Below are 16,042 nucleotides of genomic sequence, written 5' to 3' on the forward strand. Positions count from 1 at the left end.
AAGAAGGCGATCGCAATACGGCGCGAGGGGTCTCGCCCGGAGCGGCGGGCGGGTGGCTGCTCGATGGTCGCCCGGTGTGCTCGTCCGCTCGGCACAGCGCGGACGAGCCCGGGAAACGCGGTGGCTCAGGCGCGTTGGCTGCTGATGGAGACCACCTCGCCGGTCAGGTAGGTGGTGTAATCGCTGGCCAGCATGGCGATCGTCGCGGCGACCTCCCATGGCTCGGCCGCGCGGCCGAACGCCTCGCGCTCCGAGAGGCGGTCGAGCAGTTCGGTGGAGCTGACCTTGTCCAGGAACGCGTGCCGGGCGATGCTCGGGGCCACCGCGTTGATCCGGACGCCCAATTCGGCCGCCTCGACCGCGCTGCACCTGGTCAACGCCATGACGCCCGCCTTCGCCGCGGCGTAGTGCGCTTGGCCGTACTGCGCGCGCCAGCCGAGCACGCTGGCGTTGTTCACGACCACGCCGCCATGGCCCGCGTCGCGGAAGTAGCCGAGGACGGCGCGCGTGCAGCGGAACGTGCCGTTGAGCGTGATGTCGAGAACGCGATCCCACTGCTCGTCGGTCATGTCGACCACGGGCGTCTCCCCGCCCAGCCCGGCGTTGTTGACCATGATGTCGATCCGGCCCAGGGCCTCCGCGGCGCCGCGCACCAGCGCGTTCACCTGCTCGGTGCTCTGCACGTCGCACGCGATCGAGGCGACCCGGCGGTCCGGGAACTCCGCGGCCAGCTCGGTCGCGGTCTCCGCCAGGCGACGCTCGTGCCAGTCGGAGACCACCACGTCCGCGCCCTCGGCCAGCAGCCTGCGCGCGGTCGCGGAGCCGATGCCGGTGCCCGCGGCCGCGGTGATCACGGCCGATCGTCCGGTCAGCAGGCCGTGCCCGGAGACGGGCGCGGGGGCGACCGACAACGGGCCCGTCACGGGCGGGCCTCGCGCGGTAGGCCGAGCACCCGCTCGGCGATGATGTTGCGCTGCACTTCGTTCGAACCTCCGTAGATGGTGTCGGCGCGGGTGAACAGATACAGCCGCTGCCATTCGTCGAGATCGTCCTCGCCCGCCACCAGGCCGCGGGCGCCGAGTACGGCCATCGCCAGCTCGCCGAGCCCGCGATGCCAATTGGCCCAGAGCAGTTTCGCCACCGAAGCCTGGCCCGCGCCGTCGTCTACGCCCGCGCCCTCCATCGTGCGCATGGCGTGCGCGCGCAGTACGCGCAGCCCGACCCAGGCGCGGTCGATCCGCTCGGCGATCAGCGGGTCGTCGGCCGCGCCGGTGCGCCGCGCCAATGCCTCGATGTCGGCCAGTTCCCTGGCGAAGCGGATCTGCTGGCCCAAGGTGGAGATGCCGCGCTCGAAGGTGAGCGTGCCCATGGCGATGCGCCATCCGTCACCCGGCTCGCCGACCACCAGGTCGGCCGCGGTGCGGGCGTTGTCGAAGAAGACCTCGTTGAACTCCGAGGTCCCGGTCAGCTGGATGATCGGGCGCACGTCGACGCCCGGCTGCTTCATCGGGACCAGCAGGTAGGACAGGCCCTTGTGCCGCACCGACCCGCGCTCGGTGCGGGCGACGACGAAGCACCAGTCCGCGACGTGCGCCAGCGAGGTCCAGATCTTCTGCCCGGTGATCGACCACTCGTCGCCGTCCAGCTGCGCGGCGGTGGTGATGGCGGCCAGGTCCGAGCCCGCGCCGGGTTCCGAATAGCCCTGGCACCACAGTTCGGTGACAGTGCGGATACCGGGCAGGAACCGGTTCTTCTGGGCCTCCGTACCGAAGGCGAGCAGCGTCGGGCCGAGCAGTTCCTCGCCGACGTGCGACACCCGCGCGGGGGCGTTCGCCTTGGCGTACTCCTCGTGGAAGATCACCTGCTGACGGACCGTGGCTTCGCGGCCGCCGTACTCCTTCGGCCAGCCCAGGCAGGTCCAACCGGCCGCGGCCAGGTGCCGGTCCCAGGCGAGGCGTTCGTCGAACGCCTCGTGTTCGCGGCCGGGACCGCCGAGGCCGCGCAGCTCGCGGAATTCGCCGTTGAGGTTCTCCTCCAGCCACTCGCGCACGTCGGCGGCGAATCGCTCGTCCGGCGCGGCGGAAAACCGCCCGTCCGGAGCGGCGGTGTCGGATTCTGAGGTCTGGATCGCACCCACGCCGGTAGGATAACCTACCAAGCACTTGCTTTGTAGAGCGTGCGCATAAGTCGCTCGCGGACGGTAAGGACAACCGTGACAACCCCTGCTCAGACGACACCGATGGCACTGCACCACGCCGCCCGGACCTTCGGCGACGCACCGGCGATCGCCGACGGCGAGGTCCGGCTGGACTGGACCCAGCTGCTCGAGGCGGTCCAGGAAGTGGCGCGGGCGTTGATCGCGCGCGGCGTGCGAGTGGGCGACCGCGTGGCCATGTGGGCGCCCAATACGCACCACTGGGTGATCGCCGCGCTGGCCGCCCATTACGCCGGCGCGGCGCTGGTGCCGTTGAACACCCGCTACGTGGCCGACGAGGCCGCCGACGTGCTCGGGCGGGTGGACGCGAAGGCGCTGTTCATCGCGGGTCCTTTCCTCGGCCGCGAGCGGCTCGCCGAACTCCGCGCGTCCGCTCCGGACCTGGCCATCGACACGGTGGTGGTGATCCCGGTCGAACCGGGCACCGAGAACACCGACATCGCCGCGCTGGACTGGTCGGAACTCGCGACCGTCGCCGCGCCGGTCACCGTGGCCGAAGCCGAGGAACGCGCCGCGTCGATCCGTCCGGACGACATCTCCGACATCCTGTTCACCTCCGGCACCACCGGCCGCAGCAAAGGCACCCTGGTCGCCCATCGGCAGGCGCTGTCCGTCGTGCGGGCCTGGGCCGAGTGCGCCACGTTGCGCGGGGACGATCGGTACCTGGTGGTGAACCCGTTCTTCCACAACTTCGGCTACAAGGCGGGCATCCTCGCCTGCCTGGTCACCGGAGCCACGATCATTCCGCAGGCCACCTTCGACGTACCGGAGACGATGCGGCTGATCGGTGCGGAGCAGGTCACGGTGCTGCCCGGCCCGCCGACGATCTACCAGACGATCCTGGATTTCCCGCGACGCTCCGAGTTCGACCTGAGCTCGCTGCGGGTGGCCGTCACCGGTGCGGCGACGGTGCCGGTGGTGCTGATCGAGCGGATGCGCTCGGAACTGGCCTTCGACGTCGTGATCACCGCCTACGGCCTGTCCGAGAGCGCGGGCTTCGGCACCATGTGCCGCGTCGACGACGACGCCGAGACCATCGCCAACACCTGTGGCAGGCCGATCGCGGACTTCGAACTGCGGCTCGGCGACGCGGGCGAGGTCCTGCTGCGCGGGCCGAACGTGATGCTCGGTTACCTGGACGACCCGGACAGCACCGCGCAGACGATCGACGCCGACGGCTGGCTGCACACCGGTGACATCGGCACGGTCGACGAGCGCGGGTACCTCAAGATCACCGACCGGCTCAAGGACATGTACATCTCCGGCGGCTTCAACGTCTACCCCGCCGAAGTGGAACAGGCACTGGCCCGGCTGGACGGCGTGGCCGAGTCGGCGGTGATCGGCGTCCCGGACGCCAGGATGGGCGAGGTGGGCAAGGCGTACGTGGTGCGCAAACCCGGCGCCGCGCTCACCGAGGACCAGGTGCGCGCGCACGCCGCCACCGTGCTGGCCAATTTCAAGGTGCCGCGGTTCGTCGAATTCCGCGACCAGCTGCCCTACAGCGCCGCCGGGAAAGTGCTCAAGCGTCAACTACGTGAGGAGAAGTCGTAATGTCGGAACCGGCAACCCCGGACCAGGGTCCGGCGATCCCGGACGAGGGTGAGGTCGTCACCTACGAGCGGCGTGGTCGCGTCGCGATCGTCACGCTGAACCGGCCGGATTACCGCAACGCGCAGAACTCGGTGATGACCTACGCCCTCGACGCCGCCTTCGAGCGCGCCGTGGAGGATCCGGAGGTCGGGGTGATCGTGCTGGCCGGCAACGGGAAACACTTCAGCGCCGGGCACGATATCGGCACGCCCGGTCGCGATCACCACGTGCGGTACCCGAACAAGGCCGCGCTGTGGTGGGACCACGTGGACCGGGCGGGCGGCGATCAGCGCTTCGCCCGCGAGCTCGAGGTCTACCTCGGCATGTGCAGGCGCTGGCGGGAGATTCCCAAGCCGACCATCGCGATGGTGCAGGGCGCCTGCATCGCCGGCGGGCTCATGCTGGCCTGGGTGTGCGATCTGATCATCGCCTCCGACGACGCGTTCTTCTCCGATCCCGTGGTGCGCATGGGCATCCCGGGCGTCGAGTACTTCGCCCACCCGTGGGTGATGGGTCCGCGCGCGGCGAAGGAGTTCCTGTTCACCGGCGACCGGTTCGGCGCGACGCAGGCCAAGGAGTGGGGCATGGTCAACCGGGTGGTCCCCCGCGCCGACTTGGAGGCCGAGACCTTGGCGCTGGCCGAGAAGATCGCCGCCATGCCGCAATTCGGCCTCGCGCTGACCAAGAAGGCGGTCAACCAGGCCGAGGACCTGATGGGCATGCGGTCGGGCATGGACTCGGTGTTCGGCCTGCACCACTTCGCCCACGCGCACAACGCCGAGGTCGGCGCCGACTCGCTGGGCGGCATGAACGCCAAGTCGATGAAGGCCTCCGCGAGCACCGCAGAACAGAACGGAACAACCTAGTGGATCTGGATCTCGACCAGGCGACCCAGGAATTCCAGCGGGAGGTCCGCGAATTCCTGGCCGCGAACAAACCCGCGAAGCCGCTGCCCTCCATGGACACCAAAGCGGGATTCGAGGCGCACCGCGCATGGGAGCGCACCCTCGCCGACGCCCGGCTCTCGGTGGTGGCCTGGCCGGAGGAATTCGGCGGGCGCAACGCCTCGCTGCTGGAGTGGGTGCTGTTCGAGCAGGAGTACTACGCGGCGGGCGCGCCGGGGCGGGTCAGCCAGAACGGCATCTTCCTGCTGGCGCCGACGCTTTTCGAACACGGCACGCCGGAACAGCTGGAGCGGATCATGCCGCGGATGGCGCGCGGCGACGACATCTGGGCGCAGGCGTGGTCGGAGCCCGAAGCGGGCAGCGACTTGGCCGGTATCCGCTCGACCGCCCGGCGCACCAGCGGAGGCTGGCTGCTGAGCGGCCAGAAGACGTGGAGTTCGCGCGCCGCCTTCGCCGACTGGGCATTCGGGCTGTTCCGTAGCGACCCCGAGGCCGAGCGGCACAAGGGCCTCACCTACGTCATGTTCCCGCTGACCGCCGACGGGGTCTCGGTGCGCCCGATCCCGCAGCTGGACGGCGAACCCGGCTTCGCGGAGATCTTCCTCGACGACGTGTTCGTGCCCGACCGCGACGTGATCGGCGCGCCCGGCGAGGGCTGGCGCGTGGCGATGAGCACCTCCAGCAACGAACGCGGCCTTTCGCTGCGCAGCCCCGGCCGGTTCAGCGCCACCGCGCAGCGGCTGATCGACCTGTGGCGCGAGACCGGCGACGAGGACAACACCGCGCAACGCGACGCGGTGGTGGACGCCTGGATCGGCAGCGAGGCCTACCGGCTGCACACGTTCGGCACGGTCACCCGGCTCAACGAAGGCGGCAAGCTGGGCGCGGAATCATCGATCACCAAGGTGTTCTGGTCCGAGCTCGACATCGCGATGCACGAGACCGCGCTCGAGGTGCTCGGTGCGGCGGCGGAGCGTTCGGGGCCGTGGACCGACGGATACCTGTTCGCGCTGTCCGGCCCGATCTACGCGGGCACCAACGAGATCCAGCGCAACATCATCGCCGAGCGGCTGCTCGGACTACCGAGAGGAAGCAGCCGATGAGATTCGCGCTCAGCCCCGAACAACTCGATTTCGGCGTCAGCCTGCGCAAACTGCTGGAGGCGGGCCGCGCGCCCGCCGCCGTGCGCGCGTGGGCGTCCGGCGACAGCGGGCCCGGTCGCGCGCTGATCCGGCAACTGGCCGAGGCCGGTGTGCTGGGTCTGGCCGTCGCGGAGGAGCACGGCGGCATCGGCGCCGAACCGATCGACCTCGTCGTGGCGTTCCAGGAGATCGGCCGGGCGGCCGTGCCCGGCCCGCTGGTGGAAACCGCCGCGGCGATTCCGGCACTGCTCCAAGCGCTTCCGGACCAGGAACCGGCCGCGCGCTGGCTGCCGGGCTTCGTGGAGGGTACGGCGCTGGGCACCGTCGCCTTCGCGTCAGACGGCCCCGGCGGTGTCGCGCTGGACGCCGACACCGCCGAGGTGGTCCTGCTGGCCGGGGACCGTCAACTGTCCACCGGGCATCGCACCGGTCTGGTGCGCTCGGTCGATCCCGCCCGCCGCCTGTTCACCGTCGCCGCGGCCGAGACCGTCGCCGAGGGCGACGGGGCTCGCGCGGCCGCGGCCGCCGGTTTCGACACCGGCGCGCTGGCCTGCGCTGCCCAGCTGCTCGGCGCGGGCAAAGCCCTGCTGCACGCGTCCACCGAGTACGCCAAGCAGCGCAAGCAGTTCGGCAAGCCGATCGGCGAGTTCCAGGCCGTGAAGCAGAAGCTCGCCGACGTGCTCATCGCGCTGGATCTGGCCGAGCCGCTGCTCTTCCGGGCCGCGCTGACGATGACCGAAACCACCCGCGGCTGCGACGTCTCGGCCGCCGTGATCGCCTGCGGCGACGCCGCCTACCGCGCGGCCCGCGCGGCGCTGCAGGTGCACGGCGCGATCGGCTACACCGCCGAGTACGACCTGTCACTGTGGTTGACCAAGGTGACCGCGTTGCGTTCGGCATGGGGCACACCGGATCTGCACCGCGCCCGGATCGCACGGGCGCTGCGGGCGGACACCGACTCCGATCGCGCCGCCCGGGGACTCGCATGAGCGGTCAGGCCCGGAGGCGGGAGCGCAGCGTTACCACGCAGGGCCCCGCTCATGCGCACAACAAACACAGCATGAGCGGTCAGGCCCGGAGACCGCAGCGCAGCATCACCACGAAAGGACACCGATGAGCACCGCCGAACACCAAGAGTTCCTCGCCTCGGTGCGGGCGCTGCTGACCAAGCACGCGGGGTCCGCGGCGGTGCGTGCCGCGATGGACACCGAACTCGGCTACGACCCGGCCCTGTGGCGGCTGCTGTGCGAGCAGATCGGCGTCGCCGCGCTCGCGATTCCCGAGGAGTACGGCGGCTTCGGCGCGAGTCTGGTCGAATCCCTGCTGGTGGTGGGCGAATTGGGCCGCACGCTCGCCGGGGTGCCGATGCTCGGTTCGGCCGTCTTGGGTGCGCAGGCCGTCCTGCTGTCGGGCGACACCGAAGCCTGCGGGCGGCTGCTGCCCGAGGTGGCGGAGGGCACGCGGACGATCGCGGTCTGCTGGGCGAGCGAGCGCGGCTGGGACGATCCGGGCGTATGCGAGACGGACGGCGCCCTGACCGGGACGGCGCATTACGTGCTCGACGGGATGTCGGCGGACACTCTCGTCGTCGTCACCGCGACCGGCCTGTTCGAGATCGAGCCCACCGCGGCGGGCGTCACCCGGCGGTCCGCGCCCACCATGGACCCCACGCGCAAGCTGGCCGAGGTCGCCTTCGCCGAGGCGCCCGCGCGACGGCTCGGGTCGGGCGATCCGGCGGCGACCGTCGCCCGGCTGCGGGAGATCGCCTGGGCCGCGCTGGCCGCCGAGCAGGTGGGAGCCGCCGACCGCTGCCTCGAGATGACGGTGGACTACGCCAAGTCCCGCGTGCAGTTCGGCCGGGTGATCGGCAGCTTCCAGGCGCTCAAGCACCGCATGGCCGACATGTACGTGCTGCTGGAATCGGCCCGCTCCGCGTCCGTCGCAGCCACCGCGGCGGTGGCGGCGCACAGCCCGTCGGCCGCCGAGGACGTCTGGGTCGCTCGGGTGCACTGCTCGGAGGCGCTCTCCGCCATCGCGGCCGAGACCGTCCAGTTGCATGGCGGCATCGCGATCACCTGGGAACACGACGCGCATCTGTTCTTCAAGCGCGCCCACGGCGACGCCCAGCTGTTCGGCGCCGCGCACCGTCCGGCGACGCAGCCCGCCTGAGTCCTGAGCGGCGGCGCGCCGGGCCTTCCGACGGTGCGCCCTGTCTAGGAGGCTGTCGGGCCTGGACATGATCAACTAAGATGTGACAAGCGCCACACGCGCATGGTCGGGGGATGCGTTTTCGAGTGGCACCGCAAGGTCGGGATCGGTGCCGTAGCGAGTCGAGATGCCGACTCGCCGCCCAACAAGTCGTCGGGGCCACCATCCGGGAGGATGCCATGACGCAAACAGTGAATTCCGATCTCCAGGTTCTACGGTCCACCATGGACGGGCCGGTGTTCGGCCCCACGGACGCCGGGTACGACCGCGCCCGCGCCATCTGGAACGCCGACATCGACCGGCGGCCCGCCGTGATAGCCCAGTGCCTGTCGTCTCGTGACGTGGCCGCGGCGTTGGCCTTCGGCAGGGAGCGCGGGCTGGAGATATCCGTGCGCGGCGGCGGCCACTCCTACAGCGGGACCGCGGTGGGCGAGGGTGGCCTGATGATCAACCTCAGCGCGCTGACGGGCGTCGTGGTGGATCCGGAGACCGAGCGCGCCCGGGTCGGCGGCGGCGCGACGATGGCGGACATGGACGCCGCGACCCAGGCCCACGGCCTGGCGGTGACCGGCGGGGTGATCAGTGACACCGGCGTCGGCGGCCTCACCCTCGGCGGCGGCATGGGCTGGCTGACCCGCATGGCCGGGCTGGCTGTCGACAATCTCGTCTCGGCGCAGGTGGTGCTCGCCGACGGCCAGGCGGTGCGGGCCTGCGAGACCGAGCACGCGGACCTGTTCTGGGCGTTGCGCGGGGGCGGCGGAAACTTCGGTGTGGTCACCGAATTCGAGTACCGCCTGCATCACGTGGGGCCGGAAGTGCACCTCGGCCTGTTCTTCTGGGACATGCCGGACGGGACCGACGCCCTGCGCTTGATCCGGGAGTTCCTTCCCACCCTGCCGCGTCGATCGGGAGCGTTGATAGCGCTGGCGATGACCGCGCCGCCCGCGCCGTTCGTTCCGGAGCGGTACCGCGGCCGAGCGGGCCACGCCTTGATCGTCGCCGGTTTCGGCACGGCCGAGGAACACGCCGCCGCGGTAGCGCCGATCCGGAACGCGCTCCCGCCGCTGTTCGAGTTCCTCGGCCCGATCCCGTACGCCGGATTGCAACGGATGCTCGACGCCGCGGCGCCCTGGGGCATGCGCGGCTACGAGAAGGGGCTCGATCTGGACGACTTCTCCAACGACGTCATCGCCGTGCTCACCGCGCACGCCGCGGCGAAGACCGCGCCGCTGTCGTTCATGCCGATCTTCCCGCTCAGCGGCGCGTTCACCACCGTCGGCGAGGACGACACGGCATTCGGCGGCGCGCGCACCCCGCATTACGGGTGCAACATCACCGCGATCACTCCCGACGCCGAGACGCTCGCCCACGACCGGGAATGGGTGCGCACCACGTGGGAAGCGCTGCGCCCGATGGCTTCCAATCGCGGCGGGTACGTGAACTTCATGGCGGACCCGAATTACGACCGGGTCCGCGAATCCTACGGAAGCGCCAAATACTCGAAATTGGCCCACATCAAGGCCGACTACGATCCGGGCAACGTCTTCCACCGCAACGCCAACATAGCCCCGGGCTGACTCACGCGTCCCAGCGTCCGCCGGGACGCAGGCCGTCGAGAACGATCTCCACGAGCCGGCGCCAATCACCGCTGCCGCTGCCGATCGTCGCGGACACCGCGCCGACGATCATGTACACGTCGGCCACCGTGCAGTCGTCGCGCACGGTCCCTGCGTCCCGGTCCCGCTCGACCAGTTCGCCGATCACCTCCTCGAGCCTGCTTCGGGATTCGCCCCGCGGCGCACTGCCCGCCGACTCCCGAGCCGCCTCGATCGCCGCCGACAGGCCCCGGTCGGCCGCCAGCACCGCGCCGACATGACGCAGGTAGCGGGCGAGCCCCTGCCCGGGCTCGGCCCGCAGGCATTCGGTGCGGGCGAACTCCTCGATCTCGGCGAAGCGCTGCTCGGCCGCGGCTTCGATGAGATCGGCATGGGTGGGGAAATGGCGGTAGACCGTGCCGATTCCGACGCCTGCGGCGCGGGCGATCTCGGGCAGCTGCACCGCGCCGCCGCGCTCGGCGAACAGCGTGCGGGCCACGGCCACGATGCGGGCGCGGTTGAGCGCGGCGTCCGCGCGCGGTTTGCGGGGCGTTGGCCTTGACACTGGCGATCCCTCCGTGTTTACGCTTCAACCGGAACAGGATTCCGGTTCCGTTTAACTGCTTCGAAGGGTAGCACTTCATGTCCCACAATCGTTTCCGCCTCCTGGACGCCGGCGAGGCACGGCCCGGCCGGGTGCCGTTACCGCCCGCGTTCGCGGTGAAGGCGACGACCGCCGACACCGAGGGCAGGTTCTCCCTGCTGGAGGTGACGCTCGCGCGCGATATCCCGCGGCACACCCACCACGTGGCGGACGAATGCATCTACGTGCTCGAAGGCACGCTCGACGTCGAGTTCGACGACCGGACCCTCTCCGCGACGGAGGGCATGTTCGTCCTGCTGCCGCACGGCGTCCCGCACGCCCTGCGCTGCGGATCGCAACCGCCGCCACGGGTGCTGCAGATCTCGTCGCCCGGCGGCTGGGAGTGCTACCTGGAAGATCTCTTCGAAGCCGGTGCGTCGGTGCTGACCGACGGAGCGCTGGACCCGGTGAAGATCAATCCGATCGCGGCGGCGTACGACATCCGTTACGAGGAACCGGAACACGCAGCCGATTCAACCGGCGCGCAGCAGGATTGACCGCCGACGTCGACGGCCCCGCGAAACCGCCGTTGCGCGGGGCCGCCCGTGCGTTTCCCGCCTGTGGCCGACTTCACGACAAATAGATAGTTAGCTTATGTAATAATACTCCTCGTGCGGCAAGCTCAGGTGAACGTAGCGGATGACATCGTCGTCGACCTTCTCGTCACCGCGGGCAGGCTCACTCGGCTGGCCGGGGTGATCAGCGGCGACGACCTGCCGCGGGCCGTGTTGCGGGCACTGGCTGTGCTCGACGAACACGGCGCGCTGCGGGTCAGCGAATTCGCCAGGATCGACCGATGTTCACAGCCGGCGGCAACGGCGCTGATCGGCAAGCTGGTCGCGGAAGGCTTCGCGACCCGGCGCAAGGACCCGGAGGACTTCCGGGCCGTCCTCATCGAGCTCACCCCGGCCGGGCGGACCCGGCTGACCGAGTTCCGCCAAGCATTCGCCGCCGCGATCGGCGGACACCTGCCCGGTTTCGACGCCGAACGCCTAGCGCGACTGGACACCGAATTGCACGCCCTGCTGGAGGCCCTGAAAACGGCTACGCGACAGCACGATCCGATCTCGAGGGAACACTGATGAGCACTTTGGCTCCCACCCGCGCCCCGGTCGCGGACGACACCAAACAACCGAAAGCCGTCTGGGCGGTCGCCTTCGCCAGCGTGATCGCGTTCATGGGCATCGGCCTGGTCGATCCCATCCTGAAACCCATCGGCGAACAACTGCACGCCTCACCGTCCCAGGTGTCGCTGCTGTTCACCAGCTACATGCTGGTCACGGGCGTGGCCATGCTGGTCACCGGTGTGGTGTCCAGCCGCTTCGGCGCCAAGAAGACGCTGCTGGCCGGGCTGGCGATCATCATCGTGTTCGCGGCGCTGGCAGGCATGTCGGACACGGTGGCGCAGATCGTCGGATTCCGGGCGGGCTGGGGCCTGGGCAACGCGCTGTTCATCGCCACCGCCCTGGCCACCATCGTCGGCGCGGCCAGCGGCGGCGTAGCGCGCGCGATCATCCTCTACGAGGCCGCGCTCGGCATCGGCATCGCGACCGGACCGCTGGTCGGCGGCGTGCTCGGCGGAATCAGCTGGCGCGGGCCGTTCTTCGGCGTCTCGGCGCTGATGGCCGTCGCGCTGATCAGCATCGTCGTCCTACTGCCGGAGGGCCCCAAGCCGGCGCACCGCACCTCGATCGCCGCGCCGTTCCGCGCGTTGCGCCACCGGGGGCTGCTGATCGTGAGCCTCACCGCCCTGCTGTACAACTTCGGCTTCTTCACCCTGCTCGCCTACACCCCGTTCCCGCTGGATATGGGCACCTACGCGATCGGCTTCATCTTCTGCGGCTGGGGTGTGCTGCTGGCGATCGCGTCGGTGTTCCTGGCTCCCCGGTTGCAGCGCCGGTTCGGTTCGCTGCCGATGATGGGACTGTCGCTGGCGCTGTTCGCGGCGGACCTGGCGATGATGGCCGTCTTCGCCGAGCACAAGCCCGTGCTGATCGTCGGCACCGTGCTGGCGGGCCTGTTCCTCGGCGTGAACAACACGCTGATCACCGAGGCCGTGATGATCTCAGCGCCGGTGGAGCGGTCCACGGCGTCGGCCGCCTACAGCTTCGTCCGGTTCGCGGGTGGGGCCGCCGCTCCTTACCTCGCGGGCAAACTCGGCGAGCACAGCATCTCGTTGCCGTTCTGGGTCGGCGCGGCGTGCACCGCCGCCGCGGTCGTCGTCCTGCTGGCCGGGCGCGCCGCGCTGGCCCACCTCGACGACCACGATCCCGCACCGCACAGCGTCGAGGAAGCGCAGGCCATGACGGTCGGTGACTGACCGTGAGCGAGGAGTACGGTCGAGAGATATGACCGAAGCGAAGCGGGGCCGCGTCAGCGTCGAGACCAGCAAGAAGCGTGTGCGCGTGTACCTGGGCGGTCACTTGGTGGCCGACAGTGCGCGGCCCGTGCTGGTCTGGGAGAACCCGCACTACCCGACCTACTACCTGCCGGTCGCGGATCTGCGCGCCAAACTCGAACCGAGCGGGCAGACCCGGCACTCCGCGAGCCGTGGCGACGCGACCGTCTACGACGTCATGGTCGACGGCACGACGGCGGGCGGGGCGGCGCTGCGGTACCACGACTCGCCGCTCACCGAATTGCGCGACCTCGTCCGGCTGGAGTGGGGCGCGATGGACGAGTGGTTCGAGGAGGACGAGCCGATCTACGTCCATCCGCGCAACCCCTACTCGCGCGTCGACATCCTGGCCAGTTCGCGACATGTGCGAGTGGAGATCGACGGCGTCACCGTCGCCGATTCGCGCACGCCGCGCATCCTGTTCGAAACCGGTTTGCCGCCGCGGTATTACCTGCCGATGACAGACGTCCGCATGGATCTGCTGCACCCGTCGGCCACCCACACCAACTGCCCGTACAAGGGCACCGCCGACTACTGGACGGTCCGCGTCGAGGGCAAGGAGTATCCCGACTACGTGTGGGGCTACCGCACGCCGCTTCCGGAGAGCCAGAAGGTCGCCGGGCTGGTCTGCTTCTACAACGAGAAGGTCGACATCTACGTGGACGACGAGCTCCAGGAACGGCCGCACTCGCCGTTCAGCTGAGTTCAGCGTCGGCCCGGTCGGCGGACGGCAGGAGCCTCGGTCCGCACAAGGCAGGCCGCACGTGCCACACGATCACCACGGTGGGGTCTTCGCGCCATGCGCACCGAACGGGTGGTCCGGCGCCGGTTCACACCGCGACCAGGGGCGGACTTTCGGCCGCACGGCGGTACTGCCCTGGGGCCAGGCCGTATTCGCGTTTGAACGCTTTGGCGAAAGCGAACTCCGAGGCGTAACCGACGCGGCGGGCCACGGCGCCGAGGCCGGCGTCGGTGTCGCGCAGCAGGCGGGCGGCGGTCAGCATGCGCCAGCGGGTCACGTAGGCCAGGGGCGGTTCGCCGACCGTCGCGAGGAAGCGGCGGGCGAGAGTCGCGCGGGAGACGCCCGCGATGTCGCCGAGCTCGGCGACCGTCCACGCACGCGCGGGTTCCTCGTGCACGGCGCGTAGCACCGCCGCGACCGCGGGATCGGCGAAAGCGCCTGCCCAGCCCGACGATCGCGCGTCGGCTTGCTCGTCGAACCAGGCGCGCAGGATGAACAACAGCAACGTCTCGAGGATCGCGGGCACGGCCGCGTCGCTGCCCGGGCGCGGCTCGGCGATCTCCGCGGCCAGCAGGTCGACGGCGCCGCGCAGCGCGGGATGACGCCCCGGGCGCGCGGGCAGATGAATGAACTCGGGCAGCTCGTCGAGGATCGGGTGACTGCGACCGCGGCCGAGTTCGTAAGCGCCGCAGAGCAAGGCGGTGCGAACGCCGGGGCCCGTGACCTCCCTGGGCTCGCCGGGCAGCGCGGTCTCGGTGACCGGGCTGTCCAGGCTGTCGACCAGATCGTGGTCGGCCCCGCGCGGCATGAACAGCACGTCCCCGACGCCGAGCGCCATGGGTTCGCCGTCCGGCGGCACCACCCAGCAAGAGCCTTGGAGGACCACGTGGAACCCGGCGCCCGGAACCACGGGATACCGCCGACCCCACGGGGCGTGCCGGATGAACAGGCCGGAGGTGGGGCTGCCGGTGCGGATCGCCGCGATGGCCTCGCTCAGAATGTCCACCCGTTCACCGTAGCACTCTATTGATGAGCGTTTGAGACAAAGTATCGAGCTTCGTAGGCATTGGCCGACTCACCTGCAAACAATAGATTTCTTCTCATGACATCCAGCGAAGACACCCGCACCATCGCCGTCTACGGCGCCACCGGACACACCGGCGGCTACCTGCTTGCCGAACTGCGCCGCCGCGGCCTCACCCCGATCCTGGTGGGCCGCGACGCCGATCGCATCCGTGCCGCCGCCGGCGCCGTCGACCTGCCCGACGCCGGCATACGGGTAGCCGAGCTGTCCGACCACGCGGCCCTCGTCACCGCGTTCACCGGCGCGGAGGTGGTGATCAGCAGCTTGCCCGCCTATGTCGAGCACGGCGCGGCGGTACTCGCCGCGGCGATCGACGCCGGTGCCCACTACACCGACATGTCCGGCGAGCAACTGTTCCTGAAACGGGTCTTCGACGAGTTCGGACCGCGCGCCGCGGCGGCGGGCGTCACCCTCGTCTCCGGCGTCACCGACAGTAATGTCCCCGGTGACCTGCTCGCTCACCTCGCCACGCGCCGCGTGACCGGTCCGGCCGAGGTGGTGCTGAGCCACCTGAGCAAGAGCGGCGGCAACGGTTCCAAAGGTAGTGCGAAGACGGTCTTCGCGAGCCTGGACTGGTTCCGCGGCGGCGGCTGGCACTACGCCGACGGCGAACTGCGCACGGGCGCGGGCGCGGGCGCGGAGGCACGACACGACAAGATGACCTTCCCCGGCAACACCGAGCCGACCACCGTCGCGAAGTTTCCGCAGCCCCCGGTGCTGACCATCCCCCGTCACTCGAACGTCTCGTACGTCGAAGGCGTCCTCGCCACGTCGATTCTCGACACGCTCAGCGGGTTCACCGCCGCACTCATCGACACACTGCCCGACGCGCCCAGCGCGGACCTGCGCTACGACCTCGTGGTGGACGCGTTCGGCGCGGACGGACGGCACGCCCGCGGCGTGCTCAGCGGCGTCGACTCCTACCGCGATTCCGCGCTGATGGCCGTGGCGACGGCTGTCCGGCTGGCCGAGAACGCCGCCGCACCGGGCGCGCTCGCCCCCGCCGAAGCGTTCGACCCCGCCGATTTCCTCGACGCGCTCGCGCCGTTCGGCATCACCTGGCGGATCGAGGAGAACTGAGCGGTGCGTCGATCGGGCATAGTCGAACGATGACCGACACTCGTCCGCCGCTCGCCGTCGCACTCGATCTCGCGCCGCACCCGGAGGGCGGATGGTATCGCGAAACCTGGCGCAGCCCGGTGCGATTCACGCCGGAGGGCTACCCGGGCCGGCGCGCCGCGGCGACGGCGATCCATTTCCTGCTGTTGCCGGGCGAGCGGTCCGCGCCGCACACGGTGCGCTCCGACGAGCTGTGGCTCTGGCACCGCGGCGGGCCGCTCGCGCTCGACATCGGCGGCGAAGTGGTGACCCTGGGCCCCGACGTGGAGCGCGGTCAGCTGCTCCAAGCCGTGGTGCCCGGCGGCGTCAGCCAGTCGGCGCGACCTGCGGGCGCGGAATACGTGCTGGTCAGCTGCATCGTCGCACCGGGTTTCGACTTCGCCGACTTCCGGCTGGACTGA

General features: G+C 70.4%; 16 protein-coding genes. 12 read left to right on the forward strand and 4 right to left on the reverse strand.

Annotation, left to right across the window (positions count from 1 at the left end; genetic code table 11):
- Positions 1 to 125: 125 nt before the first annotated feature.
- A complete protein-coding gene (locus tag ABZ552_RS18370) occupies positions 126 to 923 on the reverse strand; it encodes an SDR family oxidoreductase (RefSeq protein WP_281877096.1) in 798 nt (265 codons plus the stop codon).
- Complete coding sequence (locus ABZ552_RS18375) at positions 920 to 2,128, reverse strand: acyl-CoA dehydrogenase family protein (protein ID WP_350356466.1); 1,209 nt, start codon at positions 2,126 to 2,128, stop codon at positions 920 to 922. Before ABZ552_RS18375 ends, ABZ552_RS18370 begins: the two co-directional genes overlap by 4 nt.
- Before the next feature lie 84 nt (positions 2,129 to 2,212).
- Here ABZ552_RS18375 and ABZ552_RS18380 point away from each other — a divergent pair, with 84 nt between their 5' ends.
- The 6 genes from ABZ552_RS18380 to ABZ552_RS18405 all read left to right on the forward strand — a co-directional run bounded on the left by ABZ552_RS18380 (position 2,213) and on the right by ABZ552_RS18405 (position 9,637).
- On the forward strand, positions 2,213 to 3,766 hold the full coding sequence (locus tag ABZ552_RS18380) for a FadD3 family acyl-CoA ligase (protein WP_357438472.1): 1,554 nt from the start codon (positions 2,213 to 2,215) through the stop codon (positions 3,764 to 3,766).
- Positions 3,766 to 4,671: an enoyl-CoA hydratase gene (locus tag ABZ552_RS18385; RefSeq protein ID WP_357438475.1), complete on the forward strand. Its 906-nt coding sequence runs from the start codon at positions 3,766 to 3,768 to the stop codon at positions 4,669 to 4,671. The genes ABZ552_RS18380 and ABZ552_RS18385 overlap by 1 nt, the downstream gene beginning before the upstream one ends.
- Positions 4,671 to 5,813 carry an acyl-CoA dehydrogenase family protein gene (locus ABZ552_RS18390; RefSeq protein WP_357438478.1) on the forward strand — a complete coding sequence of 381 codons (1,143 nt, stop codon included), beginning with the start codon at positions 4,671 to 4,673 and terminating at the stop codon, positions 5,811 to 5,813. The genes ABZ552_RS18385 and ABZ552_RS18390 overlap by 1 nt, the downstream gene beginning before the upstream one ends.
- On the forward strand, positions 5,810 to 6,841 hold the full coding sequence (locus tag ABZ552_RS18395; RefSeq protein WP_357438481.1) for an acyl-CoA dehydrogenase family protein: 1,032 nt from the start codon (positions 5,810 to 5,812) through the stop codon (positions 6,839 to 6,841). Before ABZ552_RS18390 ends, ABZ552_RS18395 begins: the two co-directional genes overlap by 4 nt.
- Before the next feature lie 124 nt (positions 6,842 to 6,965).
- Positions 6,966 to 8,021 (forward strand): acyl-CoA dehydrogenase family protein, encoded by a 1,056-nt coding sequence (locus tag ABZ552_RS18400; protein WP_281877091.1) that lies wholly within the window; start codon positions 6,966 to 6,968, stop codon positions 8,019 to 8,021.
- A gap of 218 nt (positions 8,022 to 8,239) precedes the next feature.
- Positions 8,240 to 9,637, forward strand: coding sequence for an FAD-binding oxidoreductase (locus tag ABZ552_RS18405; protein ID WP_357438485.1), 1,398 nt, complete (start codon positions 8,240 to 8,242; stop codon positions 9,635 to 9,637).
- 1 nt (position 9,638) lies between these two features.
- Here the strand turns inward: ABZ552_RS18405 and ABZ552_RS18410 are convergent, their stop codons facing one another.
- Entirely contained in the window at positions 9,639 to 10,220 is a 582-nt protein-coding gene (locus ABZ552_RS18410) for a helix-turn-helix domain-containing protein (protein WP_357438488.1), read from the reverse strand.
- Positions 10,221 to 10,297: 77 nt separating this feature from the next.
- Between ABZ552_RS18410 and ABZ552_RS18415 the strand changes: the two genes are divergently transcribed.
- The 4 genes from ABZ552_RS18415 to ABZ552_RS18430 all read left to right on the forward strand — a co-directional run bounded on the left by ABZ552_RS18415 (position 10,298) and on the right by ABZ552_RS18430 (position 13,399).
- A complete protein-coding gene (locus tag ABZ552_RS18415; RefSeq protein WP_357438491.1) occupies positions 10,298 to 10,795 on the forward strand; it encodes a cupin domain-containing protein in 498 nt (165 codons plus the stop codon).
- Between the two features lie 114 nt (positions 10,796 to 10,909).
- Positions 10,910 to 11,380, forward strand: a complete 471-nt coding sequence (locus ABZ552_RS18420; protein WP_281919130.1) for a MarR family transcriptional regulator — start codon at positions 10,910 to 10,912, stop codon at positions 11,378 to 11,380.
- Positions 11,380 to 12,618: an MFS transporter gene (locus tag ABZ552_RS18425; RefSeq protein WP_357438496.1), complete on the forward strand. Its 1,239-nt coding sequence runs from the start codon at positions 11,380 to 11,382 to the stop codon at positions 12,616 to 12,618. The genes ABZ552_RS18420 and ABZ552_RS18425 overlap by 1 nt, the downstream gene beginning before the upstream one ends.
- A 28-nt stretch (positions 12,619 to 12,646) precedes the next feature.
- A complete protein-coding gene (locus ABZ552_RS18430) occupies positions 12,647 to 13,399 on the forward strand; it encodes a DUF427 domain-containing protein (protein WP_357438499.1) in 753 nt (250 codons plus the stop codon).
- A 127-nt stretch (positions 13,400 to 13,526) separates the two neighbouring features.
- Here ABZ552_RS18430 and ABZ552_RS18435 read toward each other — a convergent pair whose 3' ends face one another.
- Positions 13,527 to 14,444, reverse strand: a complete 918-nt coding sequence (locus tag ABZ552_RS18435; RefSeq protein ID WP_281877083.1) for an AraC family transcriptional regulator — start codon at positions 14,442 to 14,444, stop codon at positions 13,527 to 13,529.
- Between the two features lie 96 nt (positions 14,445 to 14,540).
- Between ABZ552_RS18435 and ABZ552_RS18440 the strand changes: the two genes are divergently transcribed.
- Both ABZ552_RS18440 and ABZ552_RS18445 read left to right on the forward strand, forming a co-directional pair.
- A complete protein-coding gene (locus ABZ552_RS18440; RefSeq protein WP_357438502.1) occupies positions 14,541 to 15,602 on the forward strand; it encodes a saccharopine dehydrogenase NADP-binding domain-containing protein in 1,062 nt (353 codons plus the stop codon).
- Between the two features lie 29 nt (positions 15,603 to 15,631).
- Positions 15,632 to 16,042: a cupin domain-containing protein gene (locus tag ABZ552_RS18445; RefSeq protein ID WP_281877081.1), complete on the forward strand. Its 411-nt coding sequence runs from the start codon at positions 15,632 to 15,634 to the stop codon at positions 16,040 to 16,042.

The organism is Nocardia sp. NPDC019219 (genome assembly GCF_040632645.1).
In the GTDB taxonomy this organism is placed as follows: domain Bacteria; phylum Actinomycetota; class Actinomycetes; order Mycobacteriales; family Mycobacteriaceae; genus Nocardia; species Nocardia sputorum.

Coding starts and splice junctions, on each gene's coding strand:
- ABZ552_RS18385 (WP_357438475.1), top strand. CDS start 3,766: ATGTCGGAACCGGCAACCCCGGACCAGGGTCCGGCGATCCCGGACGAG.
- ABZ552_RS18395 (WP_357438481.1), top strand. CDS start 5,810: ATGAGATTCGCGCTCAGCCCCGAACAACTCGATTTCGGCGTCAGCCTG.
- ABZ552_RS18400 (WP_281877091.1), top strand. CDS start 6,966: ATGAGCACCGCCGAACACCAAGAGTTCCTCGCCTCGGTGCGGGCGCTG.
- ABZ552_RS18405 (WP_357438485.1), top strand. CDS start 8,240: ATGACGCAAACAGTGAATTCCGATCTCCAGGTTCTACGGTCCACCATG.
- ABZ552_RS18415 (WP_357438491.1), top strand. CDS start 10,298: ATGTCCCACAATCGTTTCCGCCTCCTGGACGCCGGCGAGGCACGGCCC.
- ABZ552_RS18425 (WP_357438496.1), top strand. CDS start 11,380: ATGAGCACTTTGGCTCCCACCCGCGCCCCGGTCGCGGACGACACCAAA.
- ABZ552_RS18430 (WP_357438499.1), top strand. CDS start 12,647: ATGACCGAAGCGAAGCGGGGCCGCGTCAGCGTCGAGACCAGCAAGAAG.
- ABZ552_RS18440 (WP_357438502.1), top strand. CDS start 14,541: ATGACATCCAGCGAAGACACCCGCACCATCGCCGTCTACGGCGCCACC.
- ABZ552_RS18445 (WP_281877081.1), top strand. CDS start 15,632: ATGACCGACACTCGTCCGCCGCTCGCCGTCGCACTCGATCTCGCGCCG.